Origin of the sequence: Phenylobacterium hankyongense (genome assembly GCF_003254505.1) — a bacterium.
GTDB classification, from domain to species: domain Bacteria; phylum Pseudomonadota; class Alphaproteobacteria; order Caulobacterales; family Caulobacteraceae; genus Phenylobacterium; species Phenylobacterium hankyongense.
The window spans coordinates 798,214-821,642 of sequence record NZ_QFYP01000001.1 but is presented as its reverse complement, the minus strand read 5'-3'; the positions used below and the strand labels follow the sequence as shown (position 1 = coordinate 821,642).

22 protein-coding genes are annotated in these 23,429 nt (G+C 71.2%); 9 read left to right on the top strand and 13 right to left on the bottom strand.

The window, feature by feature from the left end; all coding sequences use genetic code 11:
* Nucleotides 1-8: 8 nt before the first annotated feature.
* On the bottom strand, nt 9-782 hold the full coding sequence (locus DJ021_RS03900; protein ID WP_111456299.1) for a class I SAM-dependent methyltransferase: 774 nt from the start codon (nt 780-782) through the stop codon (nt 9-11).
* A gap of 139 nt (nt 783-921) precedes the next feature.
* Between DJ021_RS03900 and DJ021_RS03895 the strand changes: the two genes are divergently transcribed.
* The 6 genes from DJ021_RS03895 (at nt 922) to DJ021_RS03870 (ending at nt 8,482) form a co-directional block, all read left to right on the top strand.
* Nucleotides 922-1,590, top strand: coding sequence for a LemA family protein (locus DJ021_RS03895; protein ID WP_111456298.1), 669 nt, complete (start codon nt 922-924; stop codon nt 1,588-1,590).
* On the top strand, nt 1,587-2,417 hold the full coding sequence (locus DJ021_RS03890; RefSeq protein ID WP_111456297.1) for a TPM domain-containing protein: 831 nt from the start codon (nt 1,587-1,589) through the stop codon (nt 2,415-2,417). The genes DJ021_RS03895 and DJ021_RS03890 overlap by 4 nt, the downstream gene beginning before the upstream one ends.
* A gap of 1 nt (nt 2,418) precedes the next feature.
* The gene (locus DJ021_RS03885; protein ID WP_133254937.1) at nt 2,419-3,129 is read left to right on the top strand and encodes a TPM domain-containing protein; all 711 of its coding nucleotides are present in this window, start codon (nt 2,419-2,421) and stop codon (nt 3,127-3,129) included.
* Nucleotides 3,130-3,262: 133 nt separating this feature from the next.
* A complete protein-coding gene (locus DJ021_RS03880) occupies nt 3,263-4,660 on the top strand; it encodes a sensor histidine kinase (RefSeq protein WP_165837107.1) in 1,398 nt (465 codons plus the stop codon).
* A gap of 14 nt (nt 4,661-4,674) precedes the next feature.
* Entirely contained in the window at nt 4,675-5,049 is a 375-nt protein-coding gene (locus DJ021_RS03875; protein WP_111456294.1) for a hypothetical protein, read from the top strand.
* An 82-nt stretch (nt 5,050-5,131) separates the two neighbouring features.
* Nucleotides 5,132-8,482 (top strand): carboxyl transferase domain-containing protein, encoded by a 3,351-nt coding sequence (locus DJ021_RS03870; RefSeq protein ID WP_111456293.1) that lies wholly within the window; start codon nt 5,132-5,134, stop codon nt 8,480-8,482.
* Between the two features lie 25 nt (nt 8,483-8,507).
* Here the strand turns inward: DJ021_RS03870 and DJ021_RS03865 are convergent, their stop codons facing one another.
* From DJ021_RS03865 to DJ021_RS03850, 4 genes are all read right to left on the bottom strand, one after another.
* Complete coding sequence (locus DJ021_RS03865) at nt 8,508-9,863, bottom strand: VWA domain-containing protein (protein ID WP_111456292.1); 1,356 nt, start codon at nt 9,861-9,863, stop codon at nt 8,508-8,510.
* A gap of 139 nt (nt 9,864-10,002) precedes the next feature.
* On the bottom strand, nt 10,003-10,956 hold the full coding sequence (locus DJ021_RS03860) for an AAA family ATPase (RefSeq protein WP_207801762.1): 954 nt from the start codon (nt 10,954-10,956) through the stop codon (nt 10,003-10,005).
* 229 nt (nt 10,957-11,185) lie between these two features.
* The gene (gene amaB / locus DJ021_RS03855) at nt 11,186-12,718 is read right to left on the bottom strand and encodes an L-piperidine-6-carboxylate dehydrogenase (RefSeq protein ID WP_111456290.1); all 1,533 of its coding nucleotides are present in this window, start codon (nt 12,716-12,718) and stop codon (nt 11,186-11,188) included.
* Between the two features lie 6 nt (nt 12,719-12,724).
* Complete coding sequence (locus DJ021_RS03850) at nt 12,725-13,837, bottom strand: saccharopine dehydrogenase family protein (RefSeq protein WP_111456289.1); 1,113 nt, start codon at nt 13,835-13,837, stop codon at nt 12,725-12,727.
* A 120-nt stretch (nt 13,838-13,957) separates the two neighbouring features.
* On the opposite strand from DJ021_RS03850, the gene DJ021_RS03845 reads away from it, so the two are divergent.
* Nucleotides 13,958-14,383, top strand: coding sequence for an Lrp/AsnC family transcriptional regulator (locus DJ021_RS03845; RefSeq protein ID WP_111456288.1), 426 nt, complete (start codon nt 13,958-13,960; stop codon nt 14,381-14,383).
* Here the strand turns inward: DJ021_RS03845 and DJ021_RS03840 are convergent.
* From DJ021_RS03840 to DJ021_RS03830, 3 genes are all read right to left on the bottom strand, one after another.
* On the bottom strand, nt 14,380-15,288 hold the full coding sequence (locus DJ021_RS03840) for an NAD(P)/FAD-dependent oxidoreductase (RefSeq protein ID WP_111456287.1): 909 nt from the start codon (nt 15,286-15,288) through the stop codon (nt 14,380-14,382). The genes DJ021_RS03845 and DJ021_RS03840 overlap by 4 nt on opposite strands.
* 89 nt (nt 15,289-15,377) lie before the next feature.
* Nucleotides 15,378-16,520: a thiolase C-terminal domain-containing protein gene (locus DJ021_RS03835; RefSeq protein ID WP_111456286.1), complete on the bottom strand. Its 1,143-nt coding sequence runs from the start codon at nt 16,518-16,520 to the stop codon at nt 15,378-15,380.
* A 4-nt stretch (nt 16,521-16,524) separates the two neighbouring features.
* The gene (locus tag DJ021_RS03830) at nt 16,525-16,935 is read right to left on the bottom strand and encodes a Zn-ribbon domain-containing OB-fold protein (RefSeq protein ID WP_111456285.1); all 411 of its coding nucleotides are present in this window, start codon (nt 16,933-16,935) and stop codon (nt 16,525-16,527) included.
* An 88-nt stretch (nt 16,936-17,023) separates the two neighbouring features.
* Between DJ021_RS03830 and DJ021_RS03825 the strand changes: the two genes are divergently transcribed.
* Nucleotides 17,024-17,452, top strand: a complete 429-nt coding sequence (locus DJ021_RS03825) for a DUF1810 domain-containing protein (protein ID WP_111456284.1) — start codon at nt 17,024-17,026, stop codon at nt 17,450-17,452.
* A 17-nt stretch (nt 17,453-17,469) separates the two neighbouring features.
* On the opposite strand, the gene DJ021_RS18640 is transcribed toward DJ021_RS03825, so the two are convergent.
* The 4 genes from DJ021_RS18640 to DJ021_RS03805 all read right to left on the bottom strand — a co-directional run bounded on the left by DJ021_RS18640 (nt 17,470) and on the right by DJ021_RS03805 (nt 21,238).
* Nucleotides 17,470-18,429: an SH3 domain-containing protein gene (locus DJ021_RS18640; RefSeq protein WP_133254936.1), complete on the bottom strand. Its 960-nt coding sequence runs from the start codon at nt 18,427-18,429 to the stop codon at nt 17,470-17,472.
* Nucleotides 18,430-18,523: 94 nt separating this feature from the next.
* Nucleotides 18,524-18,907 carry a hypothetical protein gene (locus tag DJ021_RS03815; protein WP_111456283.1) on the bottom strand — a complete coding sequence of 128 codons (384 nt, stop codon included), beginning with the start codon at nt 18,905-18,907 and terminating at the stop codon, nt 18,524-18,526.
* Nucleotides 18,904-19,935, bottom strand: coding sequence for a phosphotransferase family protein (locus tag DJ021_RS03810; protein WP_111456282.1), 1,032 nt, complete (start codon nt 19,933-19,935; stop codon nt 18,904-18,906). Before DJ021_RS03810 ends, DJ021_RS03815 begins: the two co-directional genes overlap by 4 nt.
* A 10-nt stretch (nt 19,936-19,945) precedes the next feature.
* Complete coding sequence (locus DJ021_RS03805) at nt 19,946-21,238, bottom strand: cytochrome P450 (protein WP_243625899.1); 1,293 nt, start codon at nt 21,236-21,238, stop codon at nt 19,946-19,948.
* Between the two features lie 153 nt (nt 21,239-21,391).
* Between DJ021_RS03805 and DJ021_RS03800 the strand changes: the two genes are divergently transcribed.
* Nucleotides 21,392-22,471: an Rv3169 family protein gene (locus DJ021_RS03800; protein WP_111456281.1), complete on the top strand. Its 1,080-nt coding sequence runs from the start codon at nt 21,392-21,394 to the stop codon at nt 22,469-22,471.
* A gap of 9 nt (nt 22,472-22,480) precedes the next feature.
* Here DJ021_RS03800 and DJ021_RS03795 read toward each other — a convergent pair whose 3' ends face one another.
* Nucleotides 22,481-23,428 (bottom strand): type II secretion system F family protein, encoded by a 948-nt coding sequence (locus DJ021_RS03795; protein WP_243625898.1) that lies wholly within the window; start codon nt 23,426-23,428, stop codon nt 22,481-22,483.
* Nucleotide 23,429 lies beyond the last annotated feature (1 nt).

Here is a 23,429-nt window from a genome sequence, read left to right as displayed (position 1 = left end):
GGAGCGCCCTAAGCCGCCGCCCTGCGGAAGACGTGGATCTCGCCGACGCCGCCCAGCGCGATCGGGGCGCGGTCGGGCTCAAGGCCGGCGCCCTGCGCGAAGGGCGAGGGGTCGGCGCAGTAGTAGGTGAGCCGCTCCAGCGAGCGCCGCACGACGCCGCCCTTCGCATCGAGCTCGACGTATTCGATGACCTGGTCGAGCCGCCCCACCGCCTCGCGGAACAGACGCTCGCGCACATAGAGCAGCAGCCGGCCCCCGGGCTCGAGCGGCCGGTCGAGCACCGGCAGGTCCGGCCTTGGCCCGCCGGGCTGGCGCATGAGCTCCAGCAGCGGCAGGTGGACGGCGACGAGGCCGCCGGGCGCCAGGTGGCGGGCCATCACGGCGAAGGTGTTGCGCCAGGCCGCGCCGGCCGGGACGTGGGCCAGGGTGAAGTAGGGGCAGAGCACCAGGTCGAAGCTCTGGCCCAGGTCCAGGGCGGTCATGTCGCCGCGGCGGAACTCGACCCGCCCGGCGACCTGTGGCTCCGCGGCGGCGCGCTTGGCCTGCGCCTGGGCCAGCATGGCGGGTGCGATCTCGACGCCGACCACCGGATGGCCGCGCTCGGCCAGCGCCAGGGCGATGCGGCCGGCGCCCGCGCCCAGCTCCAGCACCGAACCCGCCGCCGGCGCCAGGCCGTCGTAGATGTCGATGTCGCCGGTCAGCCGCGCGTCGGCGGCGGTGACGATGTCATAGTGGGCCGCGCTGAGGCTGCGATCGGCATAGTAGGGCCGCGTCTGCGCCATCTCTGTCGGGAACCCCTGCCGTGGCGGGGAGCTTCTCTGCTCCCGAGGCTGTCATGCCCTCGCCGTTGCGTTGGATCAATGACAGGGCCACATATGACCACGACCAAGCTTCGACTTGGCAATTCGGGGAGCCCATCACGTGACCACCTTCCGCACCCGCTTCGCGCGCGCCGCGCTCATCGTGCTGGCGCCGCTGCTGGTCGCCGCCTGCGGCGTCAACACCATCCCGACCAAGGAAGAACGCGCCAAGGCGCAGTGGGCCGAGGTGCAGAACCAGTACCAGCGGCGCAATGACCTGATCCCGAACCTGGTCTCGACGGTGAAGGGCTACGCCGCCCAGGAGAAGAGCGTGCTGATCGGCGTGTCCCAGGCCCGCGCCGGGGCGATGGCCGTGCGCTCCGACGCCGGCGTCACCACCGATCCCGCCGCCTTCCAGCGCTATCAGCAGGCGCAGAACAACGTCTCGATGGCGCTGGCGCCCTTCCGCGTGCTGCAGGAGAACTATCCGGACCTGAAGTCGAACACCAACTTCATGGCCCTGCAGAGCCAGCTCGAGGGCACCGAGAACCGCATCGCCATCTCCCGGCGCGACTACAACGAGGCGGTGCGCGACTTCAACACCACGCTGCGGACCTTCCCGACCATCCTGTGGGCCAAGACCATGTACAGCGCGTCCAAGCCCATGCAGCTGTTCGCCGCCACCGCGGCGTCGCAGTCGGCGCCCAGCGTCAGCTTCGACCAGCCGGCGGCGCCCTCGGCCGCGGCCCTGCCTCCCGGCCAGGCTCCGGCGCCCGCGCCCGCCCAGTGACCCCAGTCCGGCTCGACCGCCGGCGGAGCGCCCGCGCCAGTCTCGCGGGCGTGCTGGGTCTCGCCTTCGCGGTGCTGATCGCCGGCGTGGCTTTTGCTGCGCCGACCTTCCCGCCGCTCACCGGGCGGGTGGTCGACAACGCCCACCTGCTGTCGCCGGCCACCGCCCAGCGGCTGGATGGCGAGCTCGCCCAGCTGGAGGCCCAGACCGGCCACCAGCTGGTGGTGGCCACCGTGCCCGACCTGCAGGGCTATGAGATCGAGGACTACGGCTACCAGCTCGGCCGCACCTGGCAGCTCGGCCGCAAGGGCGTCAACGACGGGGCGATCTTCCTCGTCGCGCCCAAGGAGCGGAAGGTCCGGGTCGAGGTCGGCTACGGGCTGGAGCCGGTGCTCACCGACGCTCTGAGCAGCGTGATCCTGCAGCAGCGGGTGCTGCCGCAGTTCAAGGCCGGCCGCATGGAGCAGGGCGTGGTCGATGGCGTCGAGGCCGTGATCCAGCAGCTGGCCCTGCCGGATGACCAGGCCAAGGCCAACGTGGCGCAGGCCGCTCAGCGGCCGCAGGTCCGGTCGCAGGGCGGGGCGCACATCCCGGCCCTCTTCGTGATCATCATCGTGGTCTTCGTGCTCGGCAGCCTGCTGCGGGGCTTCGGCGGCCGGCGCGGCGGCAGCGGGCTGTGGTGGCTGTTGCCGTTGCTCTTGTCGGGTGGCGGACGCGGCGGCGGTTGGGGCGGTGGCGGCGGCTTCGGCGGCGACGGCGGTGGGGGCGGGGGCTTCTCCGGCGGCGGCGGCTCGTTCGGCGGCGGCGGATCGTCGGGGAGCTGGTGAGATGAGCAGGACAACGATGCTCTCGCCCTCCGACCTGGCGGCCATCGAGACGGCGGTGCGCGAGGCCGAGACCCGCACCACGGGCGAGATCTACTGCGTGGTGGCGGAGGAAAGCTCCGACTACGGCGAGACGCCGCTGGCCTGGGCGGCGGGAGTGTCGCTGCTGGCGCCCGCCCTGCTCCTCCTGGGCGGCGTGCACGTCTCGGCCCCGGACCTGTTCGGCGGCTGGACCGCGGCCCAGGTGGGACAGGCGGCCGAGCGCGCCGCCCGCCAGGCGCTGATCGGCGCGATCGTCCTGCAGGCGGCGCTGTTCGTCGTCACCCTGCTGGTCGTCGCCCTGCCGCCGGTGCGCCGGTTGCTGACCCCGCCGGCCTTCAAGCGCGAGCGCGTGCGCCGCCGGGCCCGCGAGCAGTTCCTGGCCAAGAACCTGCACCTGACCCGCGAACGGACCGGGGTGCTGATCTTCGTCTCCTTCGCCGAGCGCATGGCCGAGCTGGTGGCCGACGAGGGCATCGCCGCCCACGCCGAGCCGAGGGTCTGGGACCGCGCCATGGCGGCGCTGACCGAGGGGCTGAAGCGCGGCGAGCCGGCGGCCGGCTTCGCGGCGGCGATCGGCCTGTGCGCCGACGTCCTGGCCGAGCGCTTCCCGGCCCGTCCGGGCGACAATCCCAACGAGCTGCCGGACGCGGTGGTCATTCTGCCGCGGGCCTGAGACCCCGTGCGCGCTTGATCGGGCCGGCGGGATGCGGCCAGTCGCAAAGGCGCGGCGAGGCCAAATTTCGTGTTGTTTGAGCGCGCCCGGCGCACCAGATTGCGCATCCAGAGCTGAGCCTTTTGAGGACCGGGTGGACGACAAGATCGACATCGGCGCGGAGGGGAAGCCGTCGTTCCGCAGCATGGCGGACGCGACCAACCTCGGCATGGCCTATCAGATCGTCGTCCCGCCGGACGGCGGCGAGCGGCGGTTCTCGTTCGTCGGCCAACGCTGCCTGGCGCTGAACGGCGTGTCCGCCGAAGCGGTCATGGCCGATCCCTCGCTGCTCTACGAGATGATCCTGCCGGAGCATCGGCAGGCCTTCGCGGCCGCCGAGGCGAAGGCGATCACCGAGCAGCAGCCGTTCGACGCCGAGATCGCCATGCGCCGCGCCGACGGCGAGGTGCGCTGGCATCGCATCGCCTCGCTGCCCAGCCGGTTGCCGGATGGCTCGACCCTGTGGGACGGGCTGCAGATCGACATCACCGAGCGCCGGCAGATGGCCGCCGAGCTGGAGGAACAGCGCCGCCGGCTGGAGATGGCCGTCGAGACCACCGGCCTTGGCCTGTGGGAGTGGGACCTGCGCGCCGACACCCTGGTCTGGTCGGAGCGGCAGAAGGCGATGTTCGGCCTGCCGGCCGACGCCGAGCCGACCATGGAGCGCTACCTCGCCCTCGTGCATCCGGACGACGTGGAGCGGGTCCGTCTGGCCTATCGCATCGCCAGCGCCGCCTCCGGCGAAGCTGACTTCGCGGTCGAGCACCGGGTGGTGACGCCGACCGGCGACCCGCGCTGGATCCTGGCGCACGGGCGGGTGAGCCATGACGAGGAGGGGGTCAGGCTGGTGCTGGGCACCTCGCTCGACGTCACCCAACGGCGGACCGCCGAGGAACGGCGCAAGCTGCTGATGGGCGAGCTGGCGCACCGGGCCAAGAACGGCATGCAGGTGATGATGGCCATGGTCCATCAGGCCGCCCGCTCGTCGGGCACGGTGGCGGAATTCGAGCAGGTGCTGACGGCGCGGATGCACGCCATGGCCACCTCGCAGGACCTGGTCACCGCGGCCGGCGGCGGGGCGGTGCAGCTGTCGCAGCTGCTGAGCCAGGTGCTCGAGGCCTTCGACCTCGGGCGCTTCGACATCGACCCGGCGGTCGACGAGCTGACGGTGACCTCGGAAACCGCCATCGGCCTGGCGCTGCTGTCGCACGAGCTGGGCACCAACGCGGTGAAGTACGGCGCCCTGTCCATCGCCTCGGGGCGCGTCGCCATCGCCCGGCGCGAGGCGGCCGAGGGGGTGGCGGTGATCGAATGGCGCGAGAGCGGCGGGCCGGAAGTGCGGCCCAGCAACCGCCGCGGCTTCGGCAGCCGCCTGCTGGAGGCCGTCCTGCGCGATCGCGGCGGCAAGGTGGAGCCGAGCTTCGCGCCCGAAGGCTTCTCCGCCGTGGTGGAATTCCGCGCCGCCGACCCCGCGGGCCCGACGCTCATATAGGTGCGAGCGGCGCCTTGAATCAGGCAGGGCGCGGCCATCGACGGCGTCTCCGTGCCCTGTTCCAGAAGATCACCATCGAGAACGTCGCAGCGGCGCAGAACAACTTCGACGGCTACCCGGTGCTGAGGATGCGCGACGCGCCGCCGATGGAGGTCGAGTTCGTCAAGGCCGACGACCCGCCGACCGGCCTCGGCGAGCGACCTCAGCCTGCTGAAGGCCTGAGGTCGTCGCTCCTCCCCTGCGCAGCGGGGGAGGGGGACCGCCCGCTGAAAAGCGGGTGGTGGAGGGGGCGCGGACTTGGCTCGGTGCGCCGGCTCGCCCCCTCCGTCACGCCCTCTGCGGGGCGCGCCACCTCCCCCGTCGTCTGCGCGACAGGGGAGGAGCATTGAGCGAATAGCCCTTGGCCCCGCGCGTCGTCGCGGCATGATGTTCTCAGGCGGCGGGAGACCGCCCGCCTGAGGGGAAGCGCACGTGAAGAAGCTGCTGATCGCCAACCGCGGCGAGATCGCCGTCCGCATCGCGCGCACCGCCGCGGAGATGGGGATCGCCACCGTGGCGGTGTTCTCGGAAGACGACGCGGCCTCCCTGCACACCCGCAAGGCGGACGAGGCGGTGGCGCTGACGGGCTCCGGGCCCGCGGCCTACCTGGACGTCGCGCAGGTGGTCGGCGTGGCGCTGGCGCAGGGGTGCGACGCGGTCCACCCGGGGTACGGATTCCTGAGTGAGAACGCCGCCTTCGCGCGGGCCTGCGCCGAGGCCGGCTTGACCTTCGTGGGTCCGACGCCGGAGACCCTGGAGCTGTTCGGCGACAAGGGCCGCGCGCGGGCGTTGGCGCAGCAGTGCAGCGTGCCGGTGCTGGCCGGCACAAACGGGCCGACCAGCCTGTCCGACGCTCAGGCGTTCGTCGCCGCCCATGGGCCGGTGATGGTCAAGGCGCTGGCCGGCGGCGGCGGGCGCGGCATGCGGCCGGTGCTGGCGGCCGAGGAGCTGGAGGCCGCCTTCGAGCGCTGCGCGTCGGAGGCCAGGGCGGCGTTCGGCAATGGCGACCTCTACGTCGAGCAGTTCCTGCCCCGCGCCCGGCACGTCGAGGTGCAGATCGTCGGCGACGGCGCCAGCGTCAGCCACCTGTGGGACCGCGAGTGCAGCCTGCAGCGACAGCGGCAGAAGGTGGTGGAGATCGCCCCCGCCGACATGCTGCCGGAGGCCCTGCGGCGCCGGCTGTTCGAGGCCGCCGTGGCGCTCGGCGCAGCGGCCGCCTACCGCAGCCTCGGCACCGTGGAGTTCCTGGTCGACGCCTCAGGTGACCTGGGGCGCTTCGTCTTCATCGAAGGCAACGCCCGGCTGCAGGTGGAGCATACGGTCACCGAGGAGGTCACCGGCCTCGACCTGGTGCGGGTCCAGCTGCAGATCGCCGCCGGCCGGACGCTGGGCGACCTCGAACTGGCGCAGGGCCAGGTCCCGGCGCCGCGCGGCCACGCGGTGCAGGCGCGGGTGAACCTGGAGACCATGGCGGCGGACGGCTCGGCGCGGCCGGCCGGCGGCGTGCTGACCGCCTTCGAGCCGCCGTCCGGGCCCGGCGTGCGGGTCGACGGCTTCGGCTACGCCGGCTACCGGACCAGCGCGCGGTTCGACAGCCTGCTGGCCAAGCTGGTCGTCCACGCCGGCGCCGGCGGCCTCTCCCGCGCCGTGGCCAAGGCCTATCGGGCGCTGTCGGAATTCCGCATCGAGGGCTCCCCCACCAACATCGCCTTCCTGCAGAACCTGCTGGCCCACCCGGCGGTGGCGGCGGGCGAGGTGCACACCCGCTTCATCGAAGAGCACATGGGCGAGCTGGCCGGCGAGCCGGACGCCCATCCCAGGCTCTACTTCGACGCCGCGGCGCGTGGGGGCCCGGCCCGGCGGGCGGGCTACCAGGTGGATGTCGTCGATCCGCTGGCGGTGCTCGACCTCGGCAAGCAGGAGGCCGCCGCGCCGGAGCCGGACGACGAGCCGGAGGGGCCGGAAGGCACGCGGGCCCTGCGCGCGCCGCTGCAGGGCACGGTGATCAACATCTCCGCCGCGCCCGGCGACAGCGTCCGCGCCGGCCAGGCGCTGATGATCATGGAAGCCATGAAGATGGAGCACGTGATCGTCGCCGAGGTCTCCGGGATCGTCCGTGAACTGACGGTTGCGGCCGGCGACACCGTCTTCGAGGGCCATCCGCTGGCCTTCCTGGAGGAGGCCGAGGTCGCCGGCGACGTCCAGGCCGGCGAAGCGGCGGTGGACCTGGACGAGATCCGGCCCGACCTCGCCGAGGTGCTGGAGCGCCACCGCCTGACCCTGGACGCCGCGCGGCCCGAGGCCGTCGCCCGACGCCGCAAGACCGGCCAGCGCACCGCGCGGGAGAACGTCGAGGACCTGGTCGATCCCGGCAGTTTCGTGGAGCACGGCGCCCTGGTGATCGCCGCCCGCCGGCGGCGCAACACCGTCGAGGAGCTGGTCGCCACCACCCAGGCCGACGGCCTGATCATGGGCCTGGGCACGATCAACGCCGACAAGGTCCCCGAGGACCGCGCCCGCTGCGCGGTGATGTCTTACGACTACACGGTGCTGGCCGGCACCCAGGGCGCGCACAACCACGAGAAGCTCGACCGGATGGCGGAGCTGGCCCTGCGCTGGCGGCTGCCGACGGTGTTCTTCACCGAGGGCGGCGGCGGGCGGCCCGGCGACACCGAGGGCGGCAATGGCTTCGTCCGCGGCTTCGAATACTGGGGCAAGCTCTCCGGCGCCGTGCCGCTGGTGGGGATCAACTCCGGCCGCTGCTTCGCCGGCAACGCCGCCATCCTCGGCTGCTGCGACGTGATCATCGCCACCAGGGACTCGGCGCTCGGCATGGGCGGCCCGGCCATGGTCGAGGGCGGCGGCCTAGGCGTCTTCCGGCCGGAGGAGATCGGGCCCATCCAGGTGATGCAGGCCAACGGCACCATCGACGTGCTGGTGGAGGACGAGGCCGAGGCGGTGGCGACCGCCAGGAAGTACCTCGGCTATTTCCAGGGCCCGGTGGCCGACTGGACGTGTGCGGACCAGCGCCTGCTGCGACGCTCGATCCCGGAGAACCGGCTGCGGGTCTACGATATCCGCAAGCTGATCGAGACCGTCGCCGACGACGGCTCGATGCTGGAACTGCGGCCCAAATTCGGCCTGGCCATGGTCACCGCCTTCATCCGCGTCGAAGGTCGGCCGATGGGGGTGTTCGCCAACAACCCGATGCACATCGGCGGGGCCATCGACTCCGACGCCTCCGACAAGGCCGCCCGCTTCCTGCAGCTCTGCGAGGCGTTCGACATCCCGGTGCTGTCGCTCTCCGACACGCCCGGCAACATGGTGGGGCCCGAGGCGGAGAAGACCGGCCTGATCCGCCACTGCTCGCGACTGTTCGTGATCGGCGCGAACCTTACCGTGCCGATCTTCTCGGTGATCCTGCGCAAGAGCTATGGGCTGGGCGCCATCGCCATGACCGGCGGCAGCTACCAGGCGGCGATGTTCTGCGTCGCCTGGCCCACCGGCGAGTTCGGCGGCATGGGGCTGGAGGGCTCGGTGAAGCTCGGCTACCGCAACGAGCTGGCCGCCATCGCCGACCCGGTAGCCCGCAAGGCCAAGTTCGACGAAATGGTCGAGCGCGCCTACGCCAACGGCAAGGCCCTGGCCCGCGCCGCCTACCCCGCCCTCGACGACGTCATCGACCCCGCCGACACCCGCAAGTGGATCGTCGCGGGGCTCAGGAGCCTGCCGCCGATCCCGCTGCGGACGGAAAAGAAGCTGAAGTGGATCGACAGCTGGTGACAGCCACTTTGGTGATGCGCCGCCGTCAATGCGGGACGTAGGTCCTGAGCACGTCCTCAATGATCCGCTCCAGCTGGCCGAGCGTGTTGCACGGCTTGGCGACGCTGCAGAAGCGTTCGTAGCGGTACATGACGCTGTCGCCCTGGGCCCAGTAGCTCTCCGGCTCGGGGTTCAGCCAGATCACCGCGCGGGAGCGCTGGGCGATGGTCTGCATCAGGTCCAGGCGCGGGTCGGCGAAGTTCGAGCGGCCGTCGCCGAGGATGATCACCGTGGTGTGGCGGTCGATGCGGTCCAGGTGGTTGTCGCAGAAGTCCTCCAGCGCCCGGCCGTAGTCGGTCTGCTGGAAGCCGATGGTCTGCAGCACCTTGAGGATCGCGCCCTCGACGCCGTTGTCGTCGAGGATCGCGTTCACCGGGATCAGCCGGCCGGAGAAAGCGTAGGCGTCCAGCCGGTCCACCACCTCGTTCAGGGAATAGAGGAAGGTCAGCAGGAACTGGGCGGCGGCGGCCACCGACTTCGAGACGTCGCAGATGGCGACGATCGACGGCTTGTCGACCTTGCGGCTCTTCCAGACGATCTCGAACGGCACGCCGCCGTAGCCCATGGAGCGGCGCAGGGTCTTGCGGACGTCCAGGTGGCCGCGGCGGGCGCGGTGGCGGCGGCGCGAGTAGCGGTCGGCCAGCCGCTTGGCCATCCGCTTGACCAGGGCCTGCATCATGGCGAGGTCGACGGGGTCGATGCCGCCGTCGGCGTTCAGCGCCTTCTTGGCCAGCATCTCCTCGCGCAGCGCCTTGCCGGAGCCGGAGGCGTAGAGCTCGTGCTGGCGCTCGACATAGCGCTGGGCCTCGGCCGCCAGCGCCCTGCGGGCGGCGTCGAGCCGGTCGCCGAGGCCCTGGCCGTCGGGCCGGGCGCGCGCACTGGCGATGATCTGTTCGATCTCGCCGAGGCCCATCTCCTCCAGCAGCTTGCGCGTCAGCCGGCTGCGCTGGGTGGAGAGGCGGATCTCCGAGACCCCGGCGCGCTCGGCGGCGGCCTCCATCGCCTGGGCGACCGCTGCGGCGTCACCCTGCAGCAGCGCCTGGGCGAGCGGCGAGCCGGCGACCTCAGCGGCCTCGGCCTCCGATGTTTCGCCAGCCTCGTCTTCCGGCGGCGGCGGCAGGCTCAGCGCTTCGCGGGCGAAGAACGTTTCAAACGTGCGGTCGAAGCGGGCCACCTCGGCCTGCGACTTGGCGAGCGTCGCGCACAGCGCGTCCTTGAACAGCTCGCGGTCGGCGTAGCCCACCGTCGCCACCGTCCGCGCCGCGTCGATCGCCTCGGCCGGCGAGACCCGGACGTCGGCGGCGCGCAGGGCGCGCAGGAAATCCTCGAGGGGGCGCTGCATCTACAAACCGCTCATCCCCGCGGAGGCGGGGACCCAGGCTTTTTTCGTGGAGGCGCCAGAAGGGGGCATGGATGGTGCGGTTCAGGCTCTGAAAACAAGAACACCTGGGTCCCCGCTTTCGCGGGGATGACAGGAGATTTTACCTGCGATGCAGCAGCTCGACGATCTGCGGCTCGACGGCGGCGATGTCCTGCTCGAACTTCAGGATGACGTTGAGCGTGTCGCGCACCATCGCCGGCTCCAGGCTGTCGGCGTGCAGTAGGATCAGCGCCCGGGCCCAGTCGACGGTCTCGGAGATCGACGGCGCCTTGCGCAGGTCCAGCGTCCGCAAGCCCTGCACGAAGGCCACCAGCTGGTGGGTCAGGGTCGCCTCGATGCCCGGCACGCGGGTGGCGACGATCCGCTCCTCCAGCGCCGGCTCCGGCAGCGGGATGTGCAGGTGCAGGCAGCGGCGCTTCAGCGCGTCGCCCAGGTCGCGGACGTTGTTGGAGGTCAGGAACACCAGCGGCGGGGTCTTGGCCTTGATCACCCCAAGCTCGGGGACCGAAACCTGGTAGGCGGAGAGCACCTCCAGCAGGAAGGCCTCGAAGGCCTCGTCCGACTTGTCGATCTCGTCGATCAGCAGCACGCAGCCGGCGTCCTGGCGCAGCGCCTGCATCAGCGGGCGGGGCTCCAGGAAGGGCTCGGAGAAGAACAGGTCGCCCATGCCGTGCAGGCGGTCCATGGCCGCGTCCATGGTCGGCGCGTCGGCCAGGCTCTCGCCCATCCGGTCCTTGAGGATCTGGGTGTAGAGCAGCTGCTTGCCGTACTTCCACTCGTACAGCGCCTTGGACTCGTCGAGCCCCTCGTAGCACTGCATGCGGATCAAAGGCTGGGCGAGCAGGGCGGCGGTGGAGAGCGCCAGCTCGGTCTTGCCGACGCCGGCGGAGCCTTCCACCAGGATCGGCTTCTGCAGGTGGACGGCCATGTAGAGGGCGGTCGCGATCCGCCGCGAGGCGATGTAGCCGACGCCGGCCAGGCCCGCGATCAGGGCGTCGACGGAGGCCATCGGATCGGCGTTCGCCGCCCGCGCCGCCGGTGGGGAAAGGGTCAAAGTCTTGTGGCTTTCAAAATAGGAACGCTGAAAGCCCCGATTGTGCCAAGGGGCGACCCCGAGGGCAACGCTCCTCCCCTGTCCCGAAGAGGACGGGGGAGGTGGCGCGCCCCGCAGAGGGCGTGACGGAGGGGGCGAGCCGACACACCGCGCCAAGCCCGCGCCCCCTCCACCACCCGCTTTTCAGCGGGCGGTCCCCCTCCCCCGCTGCGCAGGGGAGGAGCGAGGTCTAGACGTCGAACTCGACGCCCTGGGCCAGGGGCAGGGTGCGGCCGTAGTTCACGGTGTTGGTGGCCCGGCGCATGTAGGCCTTCCAGCTGTCGGAACCGGCCTCGCGGCCGCCGCCGGTTTCCTTCTCGCCGCCGAACGCCCCGCCGATCTCGGCGCCCGAGGGCCCGATGTTGACGTTGGCGATGCCGCAGTCGGAGCCGCGCTCGGAGATGAACAGCTCGGCCTCGCGCACGTCGTTGGTGAAGATCGACGACGACAGGCCCTGCGGCACGTCGTTCTGCAGGCGGATGGCTTCGGCCAGGTCCGAGTAACGCATGACGTAGAGGATCGGCGCGAAGGTCTCGCGGCGGACGACGTCGGCCTGCACCGCCATCTCCACCAGCGCCGGGCGGGCGTAGACCGCCTCGGGACAGCCGGGGACGTCGACTAGCTCGCCGCCGGTGACCCGGCCGCCGGCCGCCTTGGCGTCGGCCAGCGCCTGCTCCATGCCCTGGCGCGAGGCGGCGTCGATCAGCGGGCCGACCAGCGTGCCCTCCTGGCGCGGATCGCCGACCGGCACGGAGCCGTAGGCCGCCTTCAGGCGCGGTAAGAAGGCGTCGTAGAGGCTGTCGTGCACGAACAGCCGGCGCAGCGTGGTGCAGCGCTGCCCCGCCGTGCCCATGGCGGCGAAGGCGACGCCGCGCAGGGTGAGGTCGAGGTCGGCGGTGGGCGCGACGATGGCGGCGTTGTTGCCGCCGAGCTCCAGCAGGGCGCGGGCGAAGCGCGCCGCCAGGCGCGGCCCGACCGCGCGGCCCATGGCCGTGGAGCCGGTGGCGGACACCAGCGGGACCTTCGGGTGGTCGACCAGGGCCTCGCCGACCTCGCGGCCGCCGATCACCACCGCCGACAGGTTCTTCGGCGCGTCGCCGAACAGCACCGCCGCACGCTCGAACAGCGATTGGACGGCGAGCGCCGTCAGCGGAGTCTTCTCCGAGGGCTTCCAGACGCAGGCGTCGCCGCAGACGAAGGCCAGCGCCGCGTTCCACGACCACACCGCCACGGGGAAGTTGAAGGCGCTGATCACGCCGACCACGCCCAGCGAGCGCCAGGTCTCCATCATCCGGTGGTCCGGACGCTCGGTGGCCAGGGTCAGGCCGAACAGCTGCCGCGACAGGCCGACGGCGTAGTCGCAGATGTCGATCATCTCCTGCACTTCGCCATTGGCCTCGGAGACGATCTTGCCGGCCTCCAGGGTGACCAGGCGCGCGAGGTCGGCCTTGGCGGCGCGCAGCTCCTGGCCGAACAGCCGCACCAGCTCGCCGCGCCGCGGGGCCGGGACGTTGCGCCACGCCAGGTAGGCCCCGTGCGCCGCGTCGATGGCCTTCGCCACCTGCGCCGGGGAGGCGTCGTGCACATGGGCCACGACCTCGCCGGTGACCGGCGAGCGCACCGGGCGATCGCCGCCGGTCCACAGCGGGGCGGCGACGCCCAGGCGTTCGAGGACTTCGGCGGCTTCCGCCGCGGCGGAGCCGATCTTGGTCTGCAGGGTCATGGTCTGTTACTCGGCAGCGGTGCGAAAGGCGGTGTGCTGGTCTTCCGGCGCGTAGTAGCGCCCGAAGCGGTTGGCGAGGAAGTCGGTCAGGCCGATGTCCTCCTGCCGGATGAAGCCGGTCTGCGGCAGCTTGCCGTCGGCCAGCATGTCGACCACGGCGCAGACCGCGCTGGCGGTGGTGATCTGGATGGCGCTCTTGACCTCGCCGGCCACCGGCTGGGCGTAGATGCGGTTGACGTAGGTCTCCTGCATCAGCCGGCCGTCCTTCATCCCGGAGACGGTGACGAAGACGATGACCACGTCCTGCAGGGTGGCCGGGACGGCGTTCTCCAGGATGTCCTTCAGCAGCGGGCGGCGGTTGCGCAGGCCGAGGTCGTTGAGCAGCGCCTTCATGATCGCCGCGTGGCCCGGATAGCGGATGGTGCGGTAGTTGAGGTTGCGGACCTTGCCGTCCAGCGTCTGGCAAAGCGTGCCGAGCCCGCCCGAGGTGTTGAAGGCCTCGTAGGTGACGCCGTCGAGGGAGAACTCCTCGCATTCCTCCAGCGGCGGCACTTCGCGCAGCCGGCCGTTGACGATCGCCTCGCAGGGTTCGCAGTACTCGTTGATCACCCCGTCGGTGGACCAGGTGAGGTTGTAGTTCAGCGCGTTGGACGGATAGCGCGGCAGGGCGCCGACCCGCAGGCGCACGTCATGCAGCTCGTCGAAGTGCTTGGCGAGCGCCCAGGCGGCGATGGTGATGAAGCCGGGCGCCAGGCCGCACTGCGGGATGAAGGCGGTCTTGGAGTCCTTGGCCAACTCGCGCACCACGCGGCTGGAGGCGACGTCCTCGGTGAGGTCCAGGTAGTGGGCGCCGGCCAGCTTGGCGGCTTCCGCGACCATGGTGGTCAGGTGGTAGGGCGCGCAGTTGACCACCGCGAAGCGGTCGCTCAACGCCTTGGCGAGCGCCTGCGGGTCCTCGATGGCCATCGCCGCGGTCTGGGCCTTGCTGCGCGGGTTGAGCCCGTTCAGCGCCTGCGCCGATTGGTCGATCACCAGCACCTCGTAGGCGCCCGAGCCCGCCAGCAGGTCGACCACGGTCGATCCGATCTTTCCCGCCCCGACAACCGCGACCTTGCGCATGACCCGCTCCCTGACTTTGCGACTCGAGGGTCCGCCGCGGCGAAGCCGGTTTCAACTGGCGCTTCGGCGATATGTGGCGCTATCCTGGGCAGATCGCCGAGGATGCTCGACGGAGCGACGATGGACGACCTGGACCAGCACCTGCTCGCGCGCCTGCGCGAGAACGCCCGCGCCCCGGTGGCGGAGCTCGCCCGGGCGCTCGGCCTGTCGCGCACCACCGTGCAGAGCCGGCTGGCGCGGCTGGAGCGCGCCGGGGTGATCGCCGGCTATGCGGTGCGGCTGTCGGAGACCCACGAGGCGGCGCAGGTCCACGCCTTCGTCATGCTGACGGTGGAGCCGAAGCAGGCCGCGGCGGTGACGGCGGCGCTGCGCAAGATGTCCGGCGTGCGCCGGCTGCAGTCGGTGAGCGGACCGTTCGACATGATCGCCACCATCGAGGCGCCCAGCGTCAGCGAGATGGACGCCCTGATCGACGAGTTGGGCGCGGTCCGCGGCGTCGAGCGCACCAACTCCTCGATCGTGCTCTCGACGAAGTTCGACCGCTAGCGCCCCATCCGCAGCGCGTTGTGCACGTCGGTGGCGGCGATGGCGCCTTCGCCCTCCGCCGTGGAGATCTGGTTGAGGCCGCGCACCACGTCGCCGGCGGCGTAGAGGCCGGGGACCGAGGTCTCCTGATGGTCGCCCACGAACAGCCGGCCGCCGTCGTCCAGCCTCGCGCCGGTGTCGATGGCCAGGCGGGTGCGCGGGGTGACGCCGAGCGCCGAATAGACACTGTCGAACTTGCGCGGGCCGTCGGGGCCGAAGCACAGGGCCGCGATCCGCCGGCGGTCGAGGACGACGCTGTCCACCGACGCCTCGACCAGTTCCACCCCCGCCGCCGCGAGGTCGCGCCGGGAATCCTCCGGCAGGTCCTGCGGCGGGCCCACGTGGATCAGGGTGACCCTGTCGGTCCAGGTGGTGAGGAAGATCGCCTCGGCGGCGGCGGGGGCGCCATCGCCGATCACGCCTACCGACTGGCCGCTGACCTCGTAGCCGTCGCAGATCGGGCAGATGCGGATCAGCCCCTTGGCGATCGCCTCTTCGACGCCGGGCAGCGGCGGCTCGTTGTCGACGACGCCGGTGGCCAGGATGACCTTGCGGGCGAACAGCGGCTCGCCCGCCGCAATGAGCCGGAAGCCGCCGTCCGACGGATCCAAGGCGTCCACGTGGCCGGTGCGGATCTGCGCGCCATACTGTTCCGCTTGCCGCCGCATGCGGCCGAGCAGGGTCTTGCCGCGCACACCGTCGGGAAATCCCGGGTGGTTGCGGCTGAGCGGGATCCAGGTGGCGCGGCTGGCGCCGGACTCCACCACCAGGAAGTCGCGCCGGAAGCGCGCCAGGTAGATGGCGGCGGTCAGCCCTGCCGGGCCTGCGCCGACAACGATGCAGTCATAGGTCTTCGGTTCAGTCATGGCCGGGCGCAAACGCGCGGCGCGGCCGGCGGCTCCCGAACAGGCGGGGCGGGCGCGGCGACAGGACCGCCGCGCCCGGGTTCGAGCGGCTAGGGCGCCTCGTTGGAGAAGATCACCGTGCCGGCGGCGGCGAACATCCCGCCGACCCCATGGCAGACGCTGATCTTCGCGCCCTCCACCTGGGCCGGCGCGATGCCGCGCATCTGCCGCACGCTCTCCTGCAGGGCATACATGCCGTACATGCCCGAGTGCATGTAGGAGAGGCCGCCGCCGTTGGTGTTCATCGGCAGCCTGCCACCGATGGCGGTGTTCCGTTCACGGACGAAGGCCGCGGCCTCGCCGCGCTCGACGAAGCCCAGGTCCTCCAGGCCGTAGAGCGGCAGGTGGGCGAAGGCGTCGTAGATCATCAGGTGGTCGACGTCCGAATGCGCGATGCCGGCCTCGTCGAAGGCCTTCTTGCCCGAGACCCGGAAGGCCTTGGAGGTGGTGAAGTCCTCCATCTGGCTGACCAGCGGGGTTTCCACGCTTTCGCCCGTGCCCAGCACGTAGACCGGCTTGCGCGGGAAGTCCTTCGCCCGGTCGGCGGAGGTGAGGATGAGGGCGCCGCCGCCGTCGGTGACCAGGCAGCACATCAGCATGCGGAACGGCCAGGCGATCATCGGCGAGTTCAGCACGTCGTCGACGGTGATCGGGTCCTTGAAGCTGGCCCGCGGGTTCTTCGCCGCCCATTCCCGCTGGATCACCGCGACCGTGGCCAGGTCTTCCACGGTGTAGCCGCGCGCCTTCAGGTAGCGGAGCACGGGGACGGTGAACATGGTCGGCGGGCTGGTGACGCCGTAGGGCATCTCGAACTGGCCCATCAGGCTGGACGGCGCGCGGGCGAAGCCCGAGGCGCCGACGCGGGAGCGGCCGGACTCGCCGTGGGTGATCAGCACCGTCTTGCAGAGCCCCTCGTTGATCGCCGCCGCCGCGTGGCGGACGTGCAGCATGAAGGAGCAGCCGCCGACGCTGGTGCCGTCGGCCCAGGTGGGGGTGATGCCGAGATAGTGGGCCAGCGCCACCGGGCTCTCGCCGGCGGTGGCGACGCCGTCGATGTCGGAGGGCTTGAGGCCGGCGTCGGCCAGCGCGTTCAGCGCCGCGTCGGCGTGCAGGCCGATCAACGACTGGTCGGGGATCTTGCCCAGCCTGGTGGTTTCGGCGGCGCCGACCACCGCTACGGATTTCTGCTTCATGGGGTCAGCCCTTCGCCGGGGTGAAGAAGGGCAGGGTGATGTCGTCGGTCTGCTTCTCGAAGGTGACCTTCAGCGGCATGTCGAGCTGCAGGGCCTCCGGCGTCTGCGCGCAGCCGACCACATTGGTCATCATCCGCGGGCCCTCGGCGAGCTGCACCACGGCGATGGAATGCGGCTCGGTCCCCATGTCGGGACGCGGCCGGTGGTTGATCACGTAGGAGTAGAGGATCGCCTCGCCGCTGGCCGGATAGACCTCGACCTTGCGGCTGCCGCACCTGGGGCAAAAGGGCCGCGGCGGGAAGTAGCTTCCGCCTTCGCACTCGGTGCAACGCTGGAGGCGAAGTTCGCCTTCCCGGCAGCCGTCCCAGAAATGCCGGGTTTCCGGCGTGGGCTCAGGGAGTAATCTCGGTGACATGGGGCAATGTCCTTGATCAAAATGGTCGCTATGAAAGGCCTGCAGCAAATCCGACCCGGGGCTGCTTGTCACGCTGGAGGCTGAGGCGATGGACGATCCGTTTCGCCTGCAGCGCTTTGTGGACGCCCAGTCGAGGGTCTACGCCACCGCGCTCGGCGAGCTTCGGCAGGGCCACAAGCGCACCCACTGGATGTGGTTCATCTTCCCGCAGGTCGCGGGCCTCGGCCTCAGCTCGACCGCGGAATTCTACGCCATCCGCTCCGCCGAGGAGGCGCGGGCCTATCTGGCGCATCCGGTGCTCGGGCCCCGGCTGCTGGCCAGCGTCGCCGCGGTCAACGCCCTGGAGGGGCGCACCGCGCAGGAGATCTTCGGGTTTCCGGACGACCTCAAGTTCTGCTCGTCCATGACCCTGTTCGCGCAGGTGGCCGAGGACCCCGCGCCGTTCCGCGCGGCGCTGGCCAAGTATTACGAAGGCGCCGCCGACCCGCTGACGCTTGATCGCCTGGTCCCAGGCTGACGCCAGGCGGCTGAGGCTCAGCGCGGCGAGATCATCGCCGACGACACCCAGCCGCGGTTGCCGTTCTCGTCGTCGACCTCCCACCAGATGCCGTTCTTCTGGCCGGTCGGATAGACCAGGTCGCCGGGCTGGAAGCCGCGGACCTGCGGCGCCTGCGGCGACGGCGCGCGACGCGCGACCACCGCCTGTTTCACCGAATAGGCCTGGATGCCGGCGGCCTGCGAGGCCTGCGCGCCGGTGGGCGCGGAGCGCTGCAGGTAGCCGATCAGGTCGACGAAGGCGTTGAAGTAGGCCGCGGTGATCACCTTGCCGATCTCGGTGTTGCCGTAGCCGCCGCCGGCCGCCGCCGCGAAGCCGCCCCAGCCGCCGCCGCCCGCGCCGCCGCCGAAGGAGATGTCGGTCTTCTGCGCCACGCCCTCGGCCACATAGAGCTGTTCGGTGCTGCGGGCGTCCACCAGCGTGATCAGCGCCTGGGCTTCGGCCTTCTTGGTGCGCAGGCCGCCGGCCAGCGCGCCGAAGCCGCCGGGCAGGAACGAGCCGGCCAGGGCGCCGATGTTGTTGCCGCCCGAGTTGGAGTTCGAGTTGCCGATGTCCGGCACGATGAAGAAGTCGGCGCCCGCGACCTGGCCGCGGCCGACGTTCGCGCCCCGGCGCAGGTCGCCGGAGGCGCCGAGCGCCGCTTCCTGGTTACGCATCGCCAGGCCGCCGTTGCGGTCGACGATCCGCAGGCAGTTGGAGCGGGCCGCGAACAGCTTGATCAGCGACTCCGGATTGGACAGGCCGAGCTCGGTCCACCAGCGGCGTTCCGGCTCCTGGATGGCCGCGCGGCCGATCGGTTGGGCGCATTGCGGCAGTTCCGGCGTGGCGGCGTTCTTCGGCCCCTTCTTGTCCATGCCGTATTGGGCAAAGGCGGAACTCGCCGTCAGCAGCGACGCCGTCACGCCCAGGACGGCGGCAATGGGTGAAGGTCTGCGCATGGTCTCCTCCAATGTTTTGAGGAGAGGCTACGCTTCCGCAAAAGGGCTCACAACGATCAAAGATCGTTGTTCATCGAATGATGTGTTGCCGAGTCTAGACCAACGAGATCGACAGCTTCCGGCGTTCGGTGGAGACGCGCAGCTCGGACCAGATGGCGGCCTGGCGGTCGGTGTCGCCTGCCGCTTCCGCCGCCGCGTGGGCGGCGATCAGGGCGGCGCGCAAGCCGTCGTTGGCGGCCTTCAGGGCGGAGACGCGCAGGTCGTCGTCGCGGCCGCCGACCCCGAGCAGCGTCCGGAGCGCCCGGTTCTCCTGCACCAGGTTCTCGGCGGCGCCGTCCCAGACCTCGGCGGCGACGTTCAGCAGCATGGCGGCGAGGGCGAGGTTGCTGGCCCGTTCGGCCTCGGCGACGTCGGGCGCGGCGCTGCGCATGACCAGGCTGGCGAGCTCGGCCAGCACGGCGGGAACGGTGGGCGTCATAGCTTCCCCATCACCTTGAGGATGGCGCGGTCCTGGGCGTTCATCAGCCACCAGGCCGGATAGACCATGATCGGCTCGCGGTTGCCGCCGTCGATGAAGGCCCGCGCCGAGCCGACCCAGATCGCCTGGCCCTTGACGCAGTTGAACAGCGTCCACCAGTGCAGGGCCGCCGGATCGGCCGTGAGGCCGCTGGCCTCTTGCCAGATCGCGATGGCCTCGGCCTGGGGCGCCAGGCCGCCGGCCAACTCGCCGCGGCCGAAGCTCCAGATGGGGTTGAAGCCCCAGGCGAGGTCCTCCAGCGGATCGCCCAGGTGGGCCATCTCCCAGTCCAGGACGCCGTGGATCTCGCCCGCTTCGTCGTAGAGGAAGTTGCCGGTCCGGTAGTCGCCGTGCACCACCGCCAGCTTCTGGGCCGGCGGCGGCGGGTTGCGCCGCAGCCAGCGGATGGCGGCGCGCGCGATCGGCAGCGGCTCGGCCTCGTCCTTGTCGAGCACGGCTACCCAGTGGTCGAGCTCGCGCCGCCAGCAGGCGTCCAGCGCCGGCGTCTCCATGATCGACGTGAGGCCGAGCGCGGCGGGATCGGCGCGGGCGATCTCGCCCAGGATCGCCCACTTGCGCGCCGCCACGGCCGGCAGCACGGCGTCATAGGGGCCGGAGAACAGCGCCTGGGGCGAGGCCTGGAAGCCGCAGAGCTCCTCGGCGATGAAGAAGGGATGGTCGAGGGCCCCGTCGGCCTCCTCCAGCCAGAGCATCTCCGGCACCGGCACGGCCGAGCCGTGGAAGGCGCGGTAGGCGCCGAACTCGATGCGCCGCTCGGTGTCGATCAGGCTGGCCGGCGGATCGCGCCGCAGGATCAGCCGCCGCTCGCGCGTCGTCCCGTCCGGCTCGGTCCAGCGGGCGCGGAAGCGGTAGGTCTCGCGGCTGGCGCCGCCGGAGATCCGCTCCAGGCCGTCGACGACGAGGTCGTGGACCTGCGGCATCCGGACGGCGAGATAGGCCGCGACACGCGGCTCGAGCGGATGGGCCACCCCCGCCGCCTCAGTGCATCTTGAAACGGATGGGCAGGCGTTTGGGGCCGTTGACGAACACCGCCTCGCTGAGCGCCGGGACGCCGTCGAGCTCCAGTTCGTCCAGGCGCGGCAGCAGCTCCTCCCAGAGGATCCGCATCTCCATCTTCGCCAGGTGCTGACCCAGGCACAGGTGCGCGCCGTAGCCGAACGCCAGGTGCTTGTTGGGCTTGCGGTCGACCCGGAAGCTGTAGGGGTCGTCGAACACCGCCTCGTCGCGGTTGGCCGAGGCGTAGCAGAGCATGATCCAGTCGCCCTTCTTCACGTCGCGGTCGGCGAAGGTCACGTCCTCGGTGGCGGTGCGCATGAAGGTCTTCACCGGCGTGGTCCAGCGGATGGACTCGTCCACCAGGCCGGGGATCAGCGACGGGTCGGCCTTGACCTTCGCCAACTCGCCGGGGTTCTCGGCCAGCGCCCACAGCGCCCCGCCGGTGGACGAGGAGGTGGTGTCGTGGCCGGCGGTGGCGACGATGATGTAGTAGCTCATCGCCTCCAGGTCGGAGATCGGCTGGCCGTCGATCAGGCTGGTGGCGATCACCGTGCCCAGGTCGTCGGTGGGATTCTCGCGCTTGCCGGCGGAGAACTTGCGGAAGTAGTCGAAGAAATCGGTGATCATGCCGAAGTCGACCGCCTGCTCCTCGATCGGCTTGGCGGCGCCGCCGTCGCGGCTGAGCTCCGGATCGGCGGCCCCGAAGATCTCCTGCGTCAGCTTCAGCATCCGCGGCTCGTCGGCCTCCGGCGCGCCGAGGATGCGCATGATCACGTGCAGCGGGTACTGCAGGGCGACATCCTTGACGAAGTCGCACCGCCCGCCGCTGGCCGCCATCCGGTCGACCGCGGCGCGGGCGATCACCCGGATCCGCTCCTCCATCGAGCGCAGGTTCTGCGGCATGAACCAGGCCTGGGTCAGGGCGCGGTACTTCAGGTGATCCGGCTCGTCCATGTGGATCAGGGTGCGCAGCAGGTGCGGGCTGCCGCCCATCATCTCGCGCACCTTGCGGTCGGCGGCCTGGGAGGTGATCACCGGGTTGCGGTCGCCGTTGTGGAACAGGGCGTTCTGGCGGCTGATCTCCAGGATGTCGGCGTGCCGGGTGGCGACCCAGAAGGGATCCACGCCGTCGATGTCCGCGACGCCGAACGGCTCGTTGGCGCGCAGCCAGCGGTAGGTCTCGTGGATGCGGCCGTCGGCGTAGGCGCCCGGCGTGCCGAGCAGGTTGGCGACGTCGCGGGGTATGCGGTGGTCCGCAGCGGTCATGACGCTCATGCGCCTATACGCCTCGCCAAGCTCCCGAGCTTTGCAGGTTTCGCCCGGCGGCCGGAGAGCACGCCTCCCTTGTCTTCTTGTCTCCCATCACTTGATACTCCTGCCGGCGCGTCCGCAAGCCGGCCGCAACGTCAACCGCGGGAGAAATCGGCGATGCTGAGCAAGGGCGACGACTTCCCCATCCACCAGACGCCGGAGCCGATCGCCTATTCCGGGTCCGACCGGAATTTCTACGACCGCTATTTCTTCAACGGCTACTCGCCGGACGGCGGCGAATTCTTCGCCATCGCCTTCGGGGTCTACCCGCACCTCAACGTCGCCGACGCCCACCTGTCGGTGATCCGCGACGGGGTCCAGCGCTGCCTGCACGCCTCGCGCGTCCTCAACATGGAGCGGATGGACCTGGTGGTCGGGCCGATCCGCATCGAGGTGCTGGAGCCGCTGCAGACGCTGAGGGTGACGGTGGAGCGCGCCGAGGGCCTGGCCTGCGAGCTGACCTTCGAGGGCCGCGCCTTCCCGATCGAGGAGCCGCGGTTCACCAAGCGGATCGGGCCGCGCCTGTTCATGGACTACACCCGCCTGACCCAGAACGTCCGGGTCTCCGGCTGGATCGAGGCCGACGGCGACCGGCGACAATTGGGGCCGGGCTGGACCGGCTCGCGCGACCGCTCCTGGGGCATCCGCCCGGTGGGCGCGCCGGACCCGCAGCCGACCCCCGGGGCGGGGCTGAGCGGCTTCTTCTGGCAGTGGGCGCCGCTGAACTTCGAGGACCGGTCGGTCTTCTTCCACGTCAACGCCGACCCGGACGGCAAGCCCTGGAACACCCGCGCGGTGATCCTGCCGGACGGCGCCGGACCGGACGGCGGCTGGCATTCGGACGCGCCGCGGATGGGGGACGTCGTGCTGCGCCAGGGCACGCGCCACGCCGAAGGCGGCACGCTGCGCATCCCGCTGGAGGCCGGCGAGGCGGAGATCCGGCTGGAGCCCGTCGCGACCTTCCTGATGCGCGGCATCGGCTACAGCGGCGAGTGGCGGCACGGGGCGCTGAAGGGCGAGCTGGCCGTGGCCCGCGAGGACATCGACCTCGGCAAGACCGACATGGGCGCGCCGGAGAACCTGCACATCCAGGCGATCAGCCGCGCGGTGATGACCGCGCCCGGCGAGCCCGAACGCCGCGGTATCGGGGTGTTCGAACAGCTGATCGCCGGGCCGTACCGGCCGTACGGGCTGTAGCCCGCGCGCTCAGTGCTTGCCGAAGACGTGCATCAGCCGGGCGACCGCCGGCAGCATCAGCGCGCCGAGCAGGCACGGGAAGATGAACATGATCAGCGGCACGGTGAGCTTGGCGGAGAGCGCCAGCGCCTTCTCCTCGGCCCGCAGCATCCGCGTCGAGCGCATGTCGCGGGAGAAGACCGAGAGGGTCTCGCCGAGGCTGGTGCCCATCTCCTCCGCCTGGCGCAGCATGGTGGCGAGCGCGCGGGCGTCGTCGATGCCGAGGCGATCGGCGAAGCCGGTCCAGGCGTCCTTGCGGGCGCGGCCGGCGCGCAGCTCCAAGACCAGGATCCGCAGGTGGACGGTGAGGTTCGGATAGCGCCGGGCGAGCTCGTCGGTGACGCGGGTGACCGAGGCGTCGAGGCTGAGGCCGGCCTCCACCGAGGCGACCAGCAGGTCGAGCATGTCGGGGAAGCCGTCGGAATACTCCCGCTCACGGCTGACCCGCCGGGTCTTCAGGACCTGCTCGGGGCCCAGCATGGCGACCCCCGACAGCACCACCGCGGCGGCCAGCCCGCCCAGGCCCGCCTTGCCGCCGATGATCAGCGGCAGGGTGAGGACGACGCCGAGGGTGGCGACCACCAGGGCGGCGGCCTTGATCCCCAGGTAGATGACCGGCGCCTCGCGGTTGTAGAAGCCGGCCTGCATCAGCCGGTTGCGCAGCACCGAGAGCTTGGCCGGGTCGCGCACCGCGCTCTGCTGGCCCAGCCGGCGGACCGCCGACACCAGCTGGCCGGCCACGGCGCCGCCGCTCGGCCGCGTCTCCGCCGTCGGGCCGGAGCTCACCTGGAGGCGGCTGCGGCGCACGGCGCGCAGGCGCAACTCGGTGGCGGTGATCCAGGCGCCGCCGCCGACCGCGCCCAGCACCATGAGGGCGCCGAGGATGGTGATCAGGTTCTCGAGCTGCAGGGAGGTCATG